General features: G+C 67.7%; 16 protein-coding genes. 9 read left to right on the top strand and 7 right to left on the bottom strand.

Going from position 1 to position 15,550, the window contains the following annotated elements:
* Positions 1–437 precede the first annotated feature (437 nt).
* Positions 438–788 carry a DUF488 family protein gene (locus VEY12_04160; protein ID HYM39327.1) on the top strand — a complete coding sequence of 117 codons (351 nt, stop codon included), beginning with the start codon at positions 438–440 and terminating at the stop codon, positions 786–788.
* Between the two features lie 47 nt (positions 789–835).
* On the opposite strand, the gene VEY12_04155 is transcribed toward VEY12_04160, so the two are convergent.
* The 4 genes from VEY12_04155 to VEY12_04140 form a co-directional block, all read right to left on the bottom strand.
* Positions 836–1,366 carry a DUF4382 domain-containing protein gene (locus tag VEY12_04155; GenBank protein HYM39326.1) on the bottom strand — a complete coding sequence of 177 codons (531 nt, stop codon included), beginning with the start codon at positions 1,364–1,366 and terminating at the stop codon, positions 836–838.
* 96 nt (positions 1,367–1,462) lie between these two features.
* A complete protein-coding gene (locus VEY12_04150) occupies positions 1,463–1,642 on the bottom strand; it encodes a hypothetical protein (protein ID HYM39325.1) in 180 nt (59 codons plus the stop codon).
* A gap of 180 nt (positions 1,643–1,822) precedes the next feature.
* Positions 1,823–2,683 (bottom strand): DMT family transporter, encoded by an 861-nt coding sequence (locus VEY12_04145; GenBank protein HYM39324.1) that lies wholly within the window; start codon positions 2,681–2,683, stop codon positions 1,823–1,825.
* Positions 2,684–2,720: 37 nt separating this feature from the next.
* Complete coding sequence (locus VEY12_04140) at positions 2,721–3,398, bottom strand: metallophosphoesterase family protein (GenBank protein ID HYM39323.1); 678 nt, start codon at positions 3,396–3,398, stop codon at positions 2,721–2,723.
* 219 nt (positions 3,399–3,617) lie between these two features.
* Here VEY12_04140 and VEY12_04135 point away from each other — a divergent pair, with 219 nt between their 5' ends.
* From VEY12_04135 to VEY12_04105, 7 genes are all read left to right on the top strand, one after another.
* Positions 3,618–3,791, top strand: coding sequence for a CxxC-x17-CxxC domain-containing protein (locus VEY12_04135; GenBank protein ID HYM39322.1), 174 nt, complete (start codon positions 3,618–3,620; stop codon positions 3,789–3,791).
* A gap of 156 nt (positions 3,792–3,947) precedes the next feature.
* Positions 3,948–4,328, top strand: coding sequence for a nuclear transport factor 2 family protein (locus tag VEY12_04130; protein HYM39321.1), 381 nt, complete (start codon positions 3,948–3,950; stop codon positions 4,326–4,328).
* Positions 4,329–4,362: 34 nt separating this feature from the next.
* Complete coding sequence (locus VEY12_04125; protein ID HYM39320.1) at positions 4,363–5,094, top strand: metallophosphoesterase; 732 nt, start codon at positions 4,363–4,365, stop codon at positions 5,092–5,094.
* Positions 5,095–5,237: 143 nt separating this feature from the next.
* Positions 5,238–6,908: a formate--tetrahydrofolate ligase gene (locus tag VEY12_04120; protein ID HYM39319.1), complete on the top strand. Its 1,671-nt coding sequence runs from the start codon at positions 5,238–5,240 to the stop codon at positions 6,906–6,908.
* Between the two features lie 10 nt (positions 6,909–6,918).
* Positions 6,919–7,413 carry a hypothetical protein gene (locus VEY12_04115; GenBank protein ID HYM39318.1) on the top strand — a complete coding sequence of 165 codons (495 nt, stop codon included), beginning with the start codon at positions 6,919–6,921 and terminating at the stop codon, positions 7,411–7,413.
* Between the two features lie 24 nt (positions 7,414–7,437).
* Positions 7,438–8,277 (top strand): GNAT family N-acetyltransferase, encoded by an 840-nt coding sequence (locus tag VEY12_04110; GenBank protein ID HYM39317.1) that lies wholly within the window; start codon positions 7,438–7,440, stop codon positions 8,275–8,277.
* Positions 8,278–8,311: 34 nt separating this feature from the next.
* Positions 8,312–8,926, top strand: a complete 615-nt coding sequence (locus VEY12_04105) for a class I SAM-dependent methyltransferase (protein ID HYM39316.1) — start codon at positions 8,312–8,314, stop codon at positions 8,924–8,926.
* A gap of 7 nt (positions 8,927–8,933) precedes the next feature.
* On the opposite strand, the gene VEY12_04100 is transcribed toward VEY12_04105, so the two are convergent.
* Positions 8,934–9,761 (bottom strand): class 1 fructose-bisphosphatase, encoded by an 828-nt coding sequence (locus VEY12_04100; GenBank protein ID HYM39315.1) that lies wholly within the window; start codon positions 9,759–9,761, stop codon positions 8,934–8,936.
* Between the two features lie 79 nt (positions 9,762–9,840).
* Positions 9,841–10,833, bottom strand: coding sequence for a tagatose 1,6-diphosphate aldolase (locus VEY12_04095; protein HYM39314.1), 993 nt, complete (start codon positions 10,831–10,833; stop codon positions 9,841–9,843).
* Positions 10,834–10,970: 137 nt separating this feature from the next.
* Here VEY12_04095 and tpiA point away from each other — a divergent pair, with 137 nt between their 5' ends.
* Positions 10,971–11,642 carry a triose-phosphate isomerase gene (gene tpiA / locus VEY12_04090; GenBank protein ID HYM39313.1) on the top strand — a complete coding sequence of 224 codons (672 nt, stop codon included), beginning with the start codon at positions 10,971–10,973 and terminating at the stop codon, positions 11,640–11,642.
* Positions 11,643–11,735: 93 nt separating this feature from the next.
* Here tpiA and VEY12_04085 read toward each other — a convergent pair whose 3' ends face one another.
* A complete protein-coding gene (locus tag VEY12_04085) occupies positions 11,736–15,443 on the bottom strand; it encodes a hypothetical protein (protein ID HYM39312.1) in 3,708 nt (1,235 codons plus the stop codon).
* Positions 15,444–15,550: the final 107 nt, after the last annotated feature.

The following is a 15,550-nucleotide window of genomic DNA, read 5'->3' as shown; positions in this document are numbered from 1 at the left end:
TTGATAATACCCCGACAGGTCACTGACAAAGCCCAAACTGGAAAGGAAGTCCTACGTGCCAGCACAAGGGGGCTGATTCCTGGCGTTCAGCCGCGACAAGGGCCTCGAGCGCGGCCCGAGGCGGGTTTGTTGCCGGTTGCGGTCTCAGTCCTCACCCCCCGACCAAGGTTGGCCTCACATACCGTGGTCCCATGTCATTGGGGCCGGTTACCAGAAAGTCACCCGAATAGCCCTGTCAGAAGGGCGCAAATGTCTGATTCTGAACCCATTACGGTTCAAACGCCAGCCGGTCCACTGTCTCGCACGGACACTCGACCCGGGCGTCAAAGACCTCAATCTTCAAACGGACGTGCCTCCCTCGATGGCAGGAACCGAACTTGAATCGCCGCCAAAGGTTTAACGCGCCGTTCCGAGTGCATTCCGCCGAGGGAGCGGCGATGCTCAAGGTGAAGCGCGTCTACGAGCCGCCCGCGAAGGAGGACGGGATCCGCATCCTCGTGGACCGGGTGTGGCCGCGCGGCATGACCAAGGAGAAGGCCCGTGTGGACGAATGGCGGAGGGATCTTGGCCCGACCGAGGCGCTCCGGAAATGGTTCGGCCACGACCCGGCCAAATGGGACGAGTTCCGCCTGCGGTACCGGGAGGACCTCAAAGCAAGGAGCAAGTGGGAGGACCTCCGGGCGCTCGGCGAACGCGCGAAGAAGGAGAACGTCACCCTGGTCTACAGTGCGCGCGACGAAGCGCACAACCAAGCAATCGCCTTGAAGGAAATGGTCCTGGGGCGCTGAGGCCCCAGGTCGCGAAAAGGGAAAGGGGGAAACGACCGTGCCTCGGATCAGTGCGGCGGGCTCGCGGTCGCCCCGAACACCGGCGTGAAGGTGAAGCCGGCCGCAAGCTTGCCGTGGATGGACTGGGTCAGATCCACGTCCACCGTGATCGCCGTGGTCTTGCCGGAGACCACGTCGAACTGCTCGGCGATCTTGGCCGTGCCGTTCACCACGGTGAGGTACACCGTCACCCCGGCGAACACGCCCGTCACGTTCGTCACGGTGAGGCGGACCTGCTCGTAGTGCCCCGGGCTCAGGTGAGCGCTCCCCAGGAGCTGGGAGACGTTCGTCAGGGTCGCGAGGTCCACGGTCGCCTTGCCGCTGAAGGGCTCGCTCCACGTCGCGTTGTCCTTGCCCGACTCGTGGATGTCCACGGCCGAGAAGGTCACGTAGACGTGGGACCACGACCCAAGCGTGGGAGCGTCTTTGACAGACACCGCGACGTCCCCCTGGTACAGGAAGACGTATCCGGCGACGCCGCCGACCACCACGAGGGCCGCAATCGCAATCGCCCAAAGGCCGAATGTCTTCATGGGCATCGCCCCACCCCTTCGCCCTCGGGGGGATAAGGGTTGTTTGACACCCTTCGAAGGCGCGGGTGGCGGAAACGGACATTGAGGGCGGTTCCCGGCGCCTCAGTCCCCGCCCGTGGCGATCCCGGGCCCGATGCAGCAGCGGCAGCCGTTGCGCTCGCCGCAGAAGGGACACACGCACGCGCACTCGTCCAGAGGCCGGCCGCAGCCGTGACAGGTCAGGGCCCATGGCGGGTAGTCGTAGTTCCGGCTCGCCCGGTCCCACGCTCGCTTCATGCGCATGCGAATCCCCCTTCTCGTTCTTACAAATATCATATCCATCCGTCTCTATAAGTACGTTCCGAGTCGCCCGTGACTAGAAATCGTACATATGTCTGGGAACCATTTCCGATACATGGGCGTATGTCCAAATTACTCCGTTTGGAATCGGATCCCGACCCGCCGTGGGACGGCGTGCGGCTGTCAGAAGGCGACGAGGACGATGCCCGGGATGAAGAGGATCAGGGCGAGGACGCGCACCGGGGTCGCCTTCTCCCGAAGGAAGGCGAACGCGACGAGGGAGGTGACCACGGGGGCGCAGCCGCCGACCGCGGTCACGAGGGATGCGTCACCGATGGAGAGGGCGACCGTGGAGGCGACGATCCCGGCCATCATCAGGAGGAAGCCGCCCGCCCCGACCGCGTACGCGGATCGCGACGGGTTCGGCGGCGGGAACCGCTTCCGGCGCCAGAGGTAGTAGGGGATGCCCCCAGCGAAGTTGGAGAGGCTGTAGAAGAGGAGGAGCTGCCACGGCCCGAATCCGGGCGCGTCCACGGCGACCTTGGTCAGGATGCCCCAGACGCCCCACAGGAGGAGGATCGCGATGGACAGGGTGACGGCCACGGGGACCTTCCAGTCCCGGCCCACGGGCTCGTAGGACAGGATGAGGATCACCGCGACGAGGAGGGCCATGCCGACCGCCTCCGCGACGGTCGGGGTCTCGTGGAGGAACGCGATGGCGCCCAGGATCGTGATGATCGGCGAGCCCGCCGTGATCGTCGCGACGACGGACACGTTCCCCCGGAGCAGCGCCTCGAAGTAGAGCACGTAGCCCGTGATGCCGACCGCGGAGGTCAGCGTGGCGACCACGTAGGTCTGGAGGGAGGCGGCGAGCGGCTGGGCCGCGGCCAGGAAGACCGCGAGGTACAGGGCGCCGTCGACGAGGGTCACGAAGAAGACCATGGTCACGGCGCCCAAGCGGTCCGTCGCCCGCTTGACGAGGACCTGGCCGACGCCCCAGGACATCATGTCCACGGACGCGAGGGGGAGCCAGAGGGGGACCACGCGCCCCGGAACGGCGGGGGCGATATCATCTCTCCGGCTACACGCCCCACGTGAGCCGCTCCCCGAGCTCCGGGGGCAGGCCCGCCTTGTGGATCTCCGCGATGACCTTCCCGATGTCGTACGGGACGCGGCGCTGCTCCACGCCGCCTGTCGCCGTCTCCAAGAGGGCCCAGGCGGCGCGTGGGTCGCGGTCCCGGGGCTGCCCCACGCTCCCCGGGTTCACGAGGATGCCGTAGCGGGTCGAGAAGGCCATGGGCACGTGGGTGTGGCCCAGGATCACGAACGGGGCGGCCGCGACCTTCACGAGCGCCTCGTCCGCGGCCCAGGGCATCACGTACTCGTCGTCGTTCCGGGGGCTCCCGTGGTACATCGCGACGGTCCCGTCCGGCAGGGCGACCCGCACGCGGTCCTCGAGGGACGTCAGGTAGCCCACGCTCGCGGGGGTCAGGACGATCCGGGTCCACCGGACGGCAGCCGCCGCGAGCTCGTTGAACCAGGAGGTGTCGCCCGACAGCGCGGCCCGGTCGTGGTTGCCGCGGATCGCGCGGACCTTCCGCTCCCTCAGGATCGCGAGGACCTGGTTCGGCCACGGGTTGTACCCGACGAGGTCCCCGGCGACCCAGATCTGGTACACGCCGACGGCCTCCACGTCCCGGAGGACGGCCTCGAGCGCCGGGAGGTTCGAGTGGATGTCCGCGAGGAGCGCGATGCGCATGCGCGCAGCCATTACGGCTCGGCTATTTCAGGCAACCCAAGCCGACCGACGACGGGTTGCCGAGGGCGGCGGTCGCGCGAGAGCCTTGCGTCGGTGGGACGCGGCCAAGCTCGCTCGACCGACCAGGAAACGAGTACATCCCGGGGGATACGCAGCTTTATCAATTAGAAGGGGTGTCGCATTCCCATCCGGGTTCAAGCCCGGATAGGTAGTAAGTAAATGGACGAAGAGAGAGGCGGAAGACGAGGCGGCTTCGACCGCGGTCCGCGCCAGATGTACGACGCCGTATGCGCAGACTGTGGCCAGGCCACGCAGGTCCCGTTCAAACCGGACCCTGCCCGGCCCGTCTACTGCCGAGACTGTTTCGCGAAGCGCCGGCCGCGCCGATTCTAAACGCAACGGCACAACAGCGACGAACCATCTTAACTCGAGCTCCCCTGGCTGCGGCCGGCGCGGAGCTCCAATTTTCTTTCATTCGCGGGTCAGCCAGGGAGCTCGGCCCAAACCTGATATTTCCGCGCGCCCCTTCGGGCGACCCGAGGGGACACGATGCCTCCCAACGCTGTGATGACCGAGGCGACCTTGAGGGCGTTCCTCGCGGCGTTCAACCGCCACGATCTGGACACGATCATGACGTTCTTCACGGACGATTGCGTGTTCGACGCCCCGCGGGGACCCGATCCCTGGGGCCGGCGATATGCAGGGAAGGACGAGGTCAGCAGGGGCCTGGGCGCGCGCTTCACCGGCATTCCTGACGTGCACTACGGTGAGGATGCGCATTGGGTCGCCGGCACCCATGGCGTCTCGGAATGGCGCCTCACGGGCACCACAGCGGCGGGCGCCCGGATTGACGTCCGAGGGTGCGATCTCTTCGAGTTCCGGAAGGGAAAGATCGTCCGCAAGGATTCCTACTGGAAGATCGTGGAGTGAATCCTTTATTGCGACGATGTACCTTCGTCGGACTGTGGACCGCATCGAGATCGCCAAGGGCGTTGACGTCACGCGGGACTTCGCGCTCTTCCTCCGGGAGGAACGCGCCCTGGTGATTTCGGACCTCCACCTGGGCTTCGAGGGCGCCCTCGCGGAGCAGGGCGTCTCGATCCCGCGTTTCCAGCGCCGTGTGATCCTGGAACGCCTCGGGAAGATGCTGGACCGGGTCAAGGCGGAGAAGGTCGTCGTGGCGGGGGACTTCAAGCACGAGTTCTCCCGCAACCTGACCGACGAATGGATCGAGGTGAAGCAGGTCCTGCGGTTCCTCCGGGACCGCGTGACGCCCGTCCTCGTGCGCGGCAACCACGACAACTACCTCGCGACCATTTTGGGCGACCTCAACCTGCCCCTGAGCGACCGCGCCGACCTCGCGGGCTACACGATTGTGCACGGCCACGAGGACGTGTCCACCCTCCATCCGATCGTCATGGGTCATGAGCATCCCGCGGTCAAGCTCAAGGACGAGCTCGGCGCCGTGGTCAGCGTGCCCGCGTTCTTGGTCACGGACCGCCTGATCGTCCTGCCCGCGTTCAGCCCCCTGGCCCTCGGAGTCGACGTCTCCTCGTATCCGTACCTTTCGCCCATCCTGAATCGGACGGACATCGACGACGCCCGCGTGATCGGGGTGGACGAGCACGAGGGCCTCATGGACTTCGGCCACGTCCGCGGCCTGAAGGCGATCCGCGCCGCGCTGCTGATGAAGTAATGTCGGCCCAATGCCCCCACGGTGCGCGGCTCGAGGCGCGGGCGGCAGTACCTCCTGTATCGGCCCACCATGAAGAAATTACGGGGTAATTGCGGAACTGATTTATGGACACCTCTCCTACCGCGGCGGAAAGGAGGACCGCGATGCCCACGGATATTCAGATCGCGCAATCGGCCCAGATGCGACCGATCGTGGACGTGGCCGCGGACCTCGGGATCGGTCCGGAGGACCTCGTCCTCCACGGGCCCCACATCGCGAAGGTCCGTCTCGCCGCCGTCGAGAGGGCCAAGAAACATCCCCAGGCGAGGCTCATCCTCGTCACGGCGACCACGCCGACCAAGTTCGGCGAAGGGAAGACCCTGACCACGGTGGGATTGGGTCAGGCCATGCAGCGCCTCCGGGTCCGATCCGTGATCACCCTGCGCGAACCCTCCCTCGGCCCCGTGTTCGGCGTGAAGGGGGGTGCCGCGGGCGGCGGCCGGTCCCAGGTCGTCCCCATGGAGGACATCAACCTGCACTTCACGGGAGACCTCCACGCGGTGACCGCCGCGAACAACCTGATCGCCGCGATGATGGACGCCCACATCTTCCACGGAAACGAGTTCGACATCCACCCGGGCTACGTGAACTTCAAGCGCTGCCTGGACATGAACGACCGCCAACTCCGCGCCCTCGTGGACGGCCTCGGCGGCCCCAAGAACGGGGTGCCGCGGGAGGACGGGTTCGTCATCACCGCGGCGAGCGAGGTCATGGCGATCCTCTGCCTCGCGGAGGGCATGACGGACCTGAAGGACCGCCTCGCGCGGACCGTGGTCGCGTTCAACCGCAAGGGAAGCCCGGTGACCGCAGGCGACCTGCGAGGAGTGGGCGCCGCGGCGATCCTCCTCAAGGACGCCCTCATGCCCAACCTCGTGCAGACCCTCGAGGGCACCCCCGCCCTCGTCCACGGCGGCCCCTTCGGGAACATCGCCCACGGCCACAACTCGATCCTCGCGGACCGCCTCGCCCTGGGCACGGGTGGCATGGTCCTCACGGAGGCGGGCTTCGGCGCCGACCTGGGAGCCGAGAAGTTCGTGGACATCGTGACCCGCCACCGCGGCTACGTGCCCAGCGTCGCCGTGCTCGTGACCACCGTGCGCGCGATGAAGCACCACGGCGGAGCGAAGTACAAGGACCTCAAGCAGGAGAACCTGAAGACCTTGGAGGCGGGCTTCCCGAACCTGGACGCCCACATCGGGATCCTGGGGAAGCTGGGCGTGCCTCCCGTGGTCGCGGTGAACCGATTCGCCTCCGACACGGATCGCGAAATCGACGCGGTGGTCGAGCACTGCCGAGGTGAGAAAGTACCCGCGACGCCCCACACGGCGTACATGGACGGTGGGCCGGGAGCCGAGGATCTCGGGAAGCTCGTCCTCGATGCCGTGAAGGCCTCGCCGACGAGCACCCGCCTCGTGTACACGGACGACGACCCATTCGAGGAGAAGGTCGCCAAGATCGCGACCGAGCTGTACGGAGCGGATGGCATTAACCTGGACGCGGAGGCCAAGGATGACCTGGAGCGCATGGAGAACGCGGGCCTATCGAACCTCCCCGTGTGCATCGCGAAGACCCAGATGTCCCTCTCCGACGACGAGCGCGTGCTCGGCGCGCCGACCGGTTGGATCCTCCGCATCCGCGGCATCCGCGCGAGCGCGGGCGCCGGATTCCTCGTCGCCCTGGCGGGAGACATCATGCGCATGCCGGGGCTCGGGGCCGAACCCGCCGCGGTCCACATGGACATCGACGAGAAGGGAACCATCACAGGTCTCTTCTGAGACGAGCCCTATGCCGGACCCGATGGGCCTGTTTCCGCCGCGGGCACGGTTCGAGGCGGCGGTCGCAGCGGGCAACGGCCTGCTCGCACGCCACAGGTTCCCCCAGCGCGGCTCGGCGAGGGAACTCGAGGCATGGCTGCAGACCGACACGCCGTACCCGAACCCGGAACCAGCGGCTATCCTCGCGTCGCCCTTCCTCGTGGTCCACGAGATCGTGGAAATCGAGGAGACGAAACGAGCGGGGTTGACGATCACGAAGGATGTCATCCTCCGCCACACGGAGGCGATCAACGACGCTCACCTGGCGGCCGCCGAGGTCGAACTGCGCATCGCGGCGATGGAGCGGGAGCGGGAGTATGTCGCCTCACGTTTCGATGACCTCCAAAGCTGGTGCGAGGATCCCGTCCTGACGCCCGGCCAGCGCGCTGCGTACGAATCGCTCCGCGACCGGGTTGCGACGTGGCTCCGCGTTCCCCAGACCGACCGGGCGACGGAAGGGATATAGTCCCGCGTCGTCCGTCCGGAAGGCGTGGCCGTGGAGATCCGTCCCTTCACCCTGGCGGATGTCCCGTTCGGCATCATGCTGACGGACGCCGAGGAGTGGGACCGCGTCCCCGCGGACTGGGTGCGGCTCCTTCGGCTCGAGCCCGAAGGCGCCTTCCTCGCCGTGGCCGACGGCATTCCTGCGGGCACCGCCGCGGCGCTAACGTTCGGGCGGATGGCGTGGATCCACTCCGTGATCGTCCTCCGGGATCTCCGCCGCCAGGGCATCGGCGAGGCGCTGATGCGCGCCTGCCTCGACTTCGTCGATCGCCGTGGGATCCGGACCACGAAGCTCGACAGCGTGGCGGGCACAGAGGCGTTCTACCGCCGCCTCGGCTTCCTCGAGGAGTATCCCTCGTGGCGACTCCTGGCCGACGGCAAGGCGGGAAGGCCGAGGGCGGCGAGATTGAGACCCAAGGAATACGCCGCCGTGTTCGCGTTCGACCGGGAGATGACGGGGCTCGACCGGAGCGCCGCCCTCAAGGCCATCCTCGCGGACTACCCGGATCGCGCCTTCGTGGTCCGATCCAAGGGGCGGGTCCGCGGGTACATTGTCGTCCGGCGGGGGTCCCGGCGCGATCCCGTGGGCCCCTGGGTCGCGGACCCCGACGACCCGGAGGTGGCCACCAGACTTCTCGAATCCGTCTTGACCACGGGGGAGGACCGCAAGTTCCGGATGTGCGTCGGCGGGTACCACGAGGCGGCCGTGAAGATCGCCGAGGAACTGGGCTTCACCCGACCCGACCATTCCATCCGGATGTACCGCGGCGAGCCGTTCATGGAGTCGCTGGCCTGCTACGCGATGATCTCCGCGGAGAAGGGGTGAGGCGGCTGGGCAAATCGAGATACGGAGCGGCCGCGTGCGCTCCTTCGTGAGCACGCCCACGAACTGGTGGGAGGACGTGTATCGCAGCTCGGACGTCGCCGACCTGCCTTGGTACACCCCCAACCTCGATTCGGATCTTGAGCGCGCGCTGAAGGAGCATCTCGTCTCCGGGGCGCGAGTCCTCGACATCGGGACGGGCCCGGCCACCCAGGCAATCGCCCTCACGAAGCGCGGGTACGAGGTCGTGGCCACGGACATCGCGCCCTCGGCCATCGCGAAGGCGAGGCACGCTGCGAGCCGCGAGGCGGTTCGGATCGATTTCCGCGTCGACAACATCCTCGCGTCGAAACTCCAAGACGCCCTCGTGGACGCGATCGTGGACCGGGGGGTCTTCCACACGCTGGCCCCGGACGCCAGGCCGACGTACGTGGCCGCGGTCCACCGCGTCCTCCGGCCCGCGGGTCTTCTCTTCCTGAAGACTTTCTCCGACAAGGAGCCCGGATCCTACGGTCCCCACCGGATCTCCGCCCAGGAACTGCGAGACGCCTTCCGGAGCCGGTTCACCGTGGAGTCCATCGTGGACGCGGCGTTCCAGGGGACCTTGCGGCCCAGCCCGAAAGCGTGGTTCGCGACGATGCGCCGCCGGTGACAAGCGGTCAGAGCCGCGAACGAAACCGATCGACCAGGTCCCGATTGCCAACGTACGTGGGGACCGTCTGGTCGATCCCGGTCGCGGCCACGTCCAGAATCCGCTCCGGGCCGGTGGTTCCGGCCCCGCCCGCGGCCTCCGCAATGAATGCGATCGGACTCGATTCGAAGTGAAGCCGGTACTTGCCCGCGGGCTTGTCCACCTGGGCCGGATACGCGAAAAAGCCCCCATAGTGGAGGATCTGGTTGAAGTCCCCGACGAACGAGCCGCCGTAGCGGAGATTCATCAGCTCCCGTTCCAGCTCCCCGACGAACGCCTTCACGGGAGGGATCCACTTCTCGCGGTGTCCGCCGATCCCGTACAGCTTGCCTTTCGGCGGAAGTCGAAGACCTTCCTCGATGAGGAAGAATTCCTCGGGTCGGCCCCCGCCTCCTTGGACGAACTCATGGACTCCCGTCGGGGTGGCATAGACCAGACTCGTGGCCGGACCGTAGATCAGGTAGCCGGCCGCGAAGAGGTCCGAGCCTTGCGCCGGGAGGTCCGTCCCATCGAAGATTCCGAAGATGGTCCCGAAGATGTTGTTGCTCTTCACGTTGGAGGAACCGTCGAGGGGGTCCAGGACCACGGAGAAGCGTCCGGGGCCGAGCTTCTTCACCTCCCCCATTTCCTCCGAGGCGACCTGGGACACGAGCCCGGAATCGCGCAGAGCGTCCACGAACAGTTCGTTCATCCAAACGTCGAGATCGAGTTGCTGCTCCCCGTACACGTTCCGGGTGGCGACCGGATCCCTCCGGACCGGCAACTCCTGCCGGATGCGGCCCGTGAGCGCCGCCATCCGGGACAAGAGGCGACCCAGATCGCGGTCCAGCTTGCCCGCATGGTCCGGGAGCGTGACGCCCGTCCGGTCTCCCGTCTCAGTAGGCGACGTACCATCCCTCGAAATGGTCCGCGAGCTTTTCCTTTCCGCCGTAGAAGTCCCACCAGGGTCGCGCATAGCGGTGGGCGAGATCCGCGAGGGCCTGGAAGTTCTTCGCGCCCTGCGTCCGCACGTACTCCATCTGCCGCGCGAGGGTCTTCTCGCGGAACGCGTCCTTCCAGATCGCCCGTCCCGCGAGGAACCCGGATGCGCCACCCTGGCACGCGAGCTCGACGAGCTTGCGGAACACGTCGAAGTCCGCCCCCGCGCTCAGCACGACCCAGGGCACCTTGGTCGTGCGGCTGAGCCGCTCGCAGTTCCTCCGCAGCTCTTCCGGGTCCAGGGTCACCCTAGGGTCCCCGGGGAACTCCGCCTTGAGCAGGTCGAGGCCCAGCGGCGACAGGGCCTCCGCCGTGCGGATGACCGTGTCCGCCTTGTGGTGCGCGAACGCCTCCTCGGTCTCGTCCACGGGATAGGACATGGGCTCGCAGACGAACGCGAGGTCCAGCCGGCGGCATTCGTCGGCCACGGAGCGGACGACCTTGATCTGGTGGTCGACGACGTCGCGCGGGGCATCGGGGTTGAAGAAGATGAGGAGCTTGGCCGCGCTCGCGCCGAGCCGCTTCACCTTCTCCACGCCCCAGCCGTCGAGGAGCTTCGTGAGCCGCCAGTTCCCCTTCTTCTCGTACCCGGAGGTCTCCAGGGCCACCAGGAGCCCCGTCCGGCCCGGGAGGGCGAACCGGTTCACCGCAGGCCCGACGCCGAAGTCCGGGTCGAGGAGATAGCCGCTGGCGAGGGGGGCCAAGGCCTCCGTCACACCGAGCTTGACCGCCTCCATCTCCGCATACGACGAGGCCTTCGGGTTCTCGGGATGGAGCATCTTCTGGAGGCTTCCCCGCTGGTCCATCGCGATCATCGTGAAACGGCCCGCGTCGTCCGAGATTTGCTGTAGGCCGCGGAGCTTGCCGATCGAGATTCGCACGGAAACCACTCCGAGGGATGGAAACGTGGACACCGTATTGAGGTTTGCTTCGGCCCGTGGGTCCATCCACGGGCCGGTCCCGGACCTACCGTCCGGTCGCGCGGGAGACCAAGGATTTTTCCCCGACGACGACCTTGCCGCGATCCGTGCGGCTCCCGGTCATCGTCGTGAACTTCAAGGTCTATCCCGAGGTCCTCGGGAAGCGTGGTTGGCATCTAGCCCAGCAGTGCGCCCAGGTCGCGGAGGACACCGGAGCCTCGATCGTCATCGCGCCCCCGCTCTCCGACCTCGCCCACATCGCACGCCTCGTGCACATCCCCGTCTTCGGCCAGCATGCGGACACCGCGGAGGCGGGGGCCCACACGGGCTGGCTTCCCCCCGAGGCACTCCTCGAGGCGGGGGCGGCTGGCACGTTGCTGAACCACAGCGAGCGGAAGATCCCGCACCGGAACGTCGCGGCCCTCATCCCGCGATGCGAGAGGCTCGGCCTCGAGGTCATCGCCTGCGCGGACGATCTCAAGGAGGCCGAGGCGTTGGCTCGCCTGGGTCCGGACTACATCGCCGTGGAGCCTCCGGAGCTCATCGGCGGCGACGTGAGCGTGACGACCGCCCGGCCCGAGGTGGTCTCCGACGCCGTCGCGCGAATCCACGCCGTGGACCGGGGCGTGAGCGTCCTCTGCGGTGCGGGCGTCAAGGACCGCAAGGACGTGCGCAAGGCGCTCGAGCTCGGGACCGTGGGAGTCCTTCTGGCCTCCGGGGTCGTGAAGGCCAGACGGCCCGACAAGGCGCTCCGGGACCTCGTGAGCGGGCTCAAGTGACCCCGGACCGCGCATGACTCCGCGGGACTCTCGGAGTTCGTTGTCTGGAGAGAGCAAGAGCCCCAGCCGTAGACCCTCGGATGACCGAGGGGGCTAGGGCGCCTTGGGCTTCACGAGGGACCAGGGGTGCTCCTCGTCGAGGAAGCCCTCGCGGAGGAGACTCTGGGTCCCCTCGACCTCGTGCATGTCGCCGTCCCACCGGGCGAAGACCGCGCCGTACGAGGCCTCGATCTTGTCGAGGACCGCGCGGACCTTCTTCCGGATCAGGCCGGAATCGCGGCCCGCGTAGACGACCGCGAGGTACACGGACTTGCCGCGCTCGATCAGGATGTGGTAGTCGCCGAACTCGAGCTGGTGGAGCTCGCGGTGCTCGCCGTACGTGAAGGCGTCCGTGACGAAATCCTGGACCGCGGTGAGCATGCCGCTGAGGACGTCCTCGTCCTTGCCGCGGGGCGCCGTGTTCGTGAGGTGGGAAATCAGGATGCCGTCGCGGTAGATGAGGAACACGTCCTCGATCTGGACGCGGTAGCGGCGGTACACGAACACGACGATCCCCGCGCCCGCGAGCGAGCCGAGGAGGAGGATGTACACGAGGGGCGTCGCGTCCGCCTGGACCTCGACTTGGGCCGGGGCGGACCGCACGTACCCGAGCACGACGCCCAGGCTGTTCGTGTAGTGGGCCTCGAGGCTCTCCGCCAGGTACGTGTTCGCCGCCGCTCCCGGGTTCACCTTGACCAGCACGTTGAACCGGATCGTCTGGCCCGGCTGCACGTCCTGGAACGTCCAGTTCAGGACCGTGGTCCCCGTGGCGGGCACGGGAGCGGTATGCGTGATGAGCTGGACGTCCGGGTCCAGCGGGAGGAGGAGCCAGAGGAAGTGCGCAGGCGTCGATCCCACGTTCTGGATGCGCAGCGTGTAGTTGCAGATCTCGCCGGCGAGCGTCGTGCCGTGGTCCGCGGAAATGGAGAGGAGCCACGCGGGGCCGACAAACGCGACTTGGCCGCTGAACGTGGAGGCGGGCTGCGGATTCCCTCCGAGATCCAGGGCCCGTGCCGAGAACACGAGGTCCACGATCGACCGGTCCGCCGCGGCGCCCGTTGCCGTCAGGTTGAGAAGGGAGGTGTACGTCCCGGGCGCGAAGTTCCTCCAAACCCAGGAGTAGTTCGAGCCGAGGACCACGGGCCGAACCCCGAACGTGTCCGAGGCGTAGGCGACCCCCGCGGGAAGGCTCAGGTTCAGCCACACCACGGAGGCGATCCCGCTGCCCGAGTTGCCGCCCCGGATCGTGTACTGGAACGTCCCCCCGGCCTCCACGGTCAACGTGACGGGGCTGAGCCCGAACGTGACGATGGGGAGGGCGACCGTGACGGATCCCGGCGCGGCGGCCACGGCTGCGAGCACGTTCCCGTAGCCGTCCGAGGCCGTGAGCGTTCCGTTGATCACGAGGACCTGGCGATCCATCACGGAAGGGTCCGCGGACACGTTGAGGCGGACCGAATCCTCGCCGACGCTGGCGTTCGTCACGATAAGCTGGACGTTGTTCGCCGACGCGACGGCGGACACGGTGGCATCGACGAACCGGAGGGCGGGGTCCAATGTGAGGTTGATCCACAGGCGGCTTGCGGGCTCGTTGCCCTCGATCGTGAAGTTCACGTAGACCGGCAGGGGCACGACCGGCACGGCCGAGGCGACGCCGAACCCAACGGCTCCGCGCGTGATCGCGGGGGAGGCGACGGTCAGCGCCGCACGCACGACCTGCTCGGGCATCGACACATCGTTGATGCTGGTATCGTTGAGCCGGAAGCGGGAGGTGAGCACGGTCCCCCGCTCGAGGCTCGAACCCGCCCGCGCGGTGAGGGTGAAGACCCAGCTCACCGGCGTGAGGGCCCCGGACGGCATGTTCGGGAAGGCCAAACGCACCTGGTTGCCCGCGAGGGTGCGGTTGGCGCCGAGGGAGCCCGACGTGTCCCCGACGTAGGTGAGGCCGGCAGGCATCGTGACGTTCAACCAGATCGCGTTCGCCGCGTCGCCTGTGTTCGTCATGTTGATCGTGAAGACGGCGGACTCGTTGGAGTGAATCATCGACACCGGGATGCTCGCCACGCCCAGGGACATCACGGGCCCGTTGAGCACGACGTCGGCGTGGCTCATCGCGGGGCTCCACGGGAACCCCGCCTCGTCCGTGAAGTTGAGACTGGCCCAATTCCGGATGTACGCAACGCCCGAGACCCCGTTTCGGACGCGGACCGTGAGCTGGATCACGTGGCTGCCGACGGACACCGGGGAGACGACCCAGGCGTACGTGCTGCCGGAGATCGAATTGGGCCACGGGTTGCTGGAGACGAACGAGACCTGGCTCGGGAGCGTGTCGTTGATCCACGCGGTGCCTGCGGGACCCGTGCCCGTGTTGTTGTACCAGATCGAGTACGTGAAGCGGACGTTGGACTTGGCCTGGGCCACGCTCGCGAGCTTGCGGAGGTCGAAGGAGGGCGCACGGACCGTGAAGGCGCCCGCGGCGATGTCGAGGACCCCGTTCCGCTCGATCGCCGTGAGCTCGATGGAGTCCGTGCCGTTCGCGAGGGCGGGCGGCCGCGAGTACTGGAAGACCTTCCACGCGGAGGGGCTCGAGGGATCCACGGCCACCGGGGTCAGGTTGAGCCACCGGACGGCGAGACCGCCGGGTCCCGTGAGGTTCAGCCGCGCCTCGCGGATCTCGCCGCTCCCGAACGGGTCGGAGACGTTCGCCGTGATCACGAGGCTTGACTTCGGCGAGAGGTACGTCGCGGGACTTGCGGGCGGGACCAGGGAGTCCACGCTCACGTACGTCGTGGTCTGGAGGACGAGGCGAGATGGGTCCGCGGTCGCGTTCGTGGCGAGGAGGGCGCTCTGGCCGCTGCTCGCGGTGTTCGTGACTTGGAGTCGGATCCGATGCCCCGCCCCGAACACATGGTTCATCATCGGGAACGTGTAGAACAGGGTCCAGTATCCCGGGCCCGTGATCGACGTCGTCTGCTCGACGGCGGCCACGCTCGCCAACGTCGGCCCGTCCACGTCGATCAGGGTGAGGTTCACGTCCAGGCTCGTCGGCGTCGTGAGCGGCTCGAGATAGAGGACCGCCGTGGCGTTCAGCACGCGGAAGGAGCGGGCGAGGACCGGGCTCAGGTCGAAACTCACCGCAGGGCCGCCCTTCGCGAGGGCGAAGGTCCCCGCGGGGAGGAGACCGCCGGCGGGGGGCACGGGGGTCAGGATCCCGGGGGGCGACACGGACCAACCCAGGTAGAGCTGCTTGGTCGCAATCCCCACGAGGGCGGACGCCCAGGCGGGGCCGACGAAGTGCTGCGACCCCGTGCCGTCCGCGTACACCATGGTCGCCCAGACGGCGAGGGTGCTCCCGGGCGGGGTGCCGATCGCGACGCGGAAGGACATCTGGAACGCGTGGAGGCCGAGCCCCACGGAGGTGAAGTGGTAATGCGGATAGCCGGTCACGTTGCCGACCGCCGTGTCCCCCAGGAACGAGAGTCCGGGGAACGCGGTCAGGTTGATCCACACGTGGGGCGAGCTCTGGTTCCCCGTGCTGTTGAAGAACAGGGCGAAGATCGCGGTATCCTTGGGGTTCACGTCGGGCGTCGACGTGGTCAGGGCGAGGGACACGCTGGCGGCGAGGGGTTGAGGACCGCCGCCCGGGAGGGCCACGCCCGCAACCCCGGAGCCGTCGCCCGCGATCGGGCCGGAACCCGCGGGGCGCAGCCCGCCGGGCGCGAGGAGCGCGGCGGCCAGTAGGGCGCCGATGACGAAGGGCATGACGGCTGACGCCCGTGACTGCAATCCCACGCGCCTCGGAGGCGTCCTTCCCCGCGGGCATAGAAGACCAACCGGTCCCGGTTATCCCGCCTGATTATTTTTCTCGG

This window comes from Thermoplasmata archaeon, from assembly GCA_035632695.1.
Lineage (GTDB): Archaea > Thermoplasmatota > Thermoplasmata > RBG-16-68-12 > RBG-16-68-12 > RBG-16-68-12.
The sequence above is the reverse complement of the archived record's forward strand: the minus strand, read 5'-3'. Positions and strand labels throughout refer to the sequence as shown.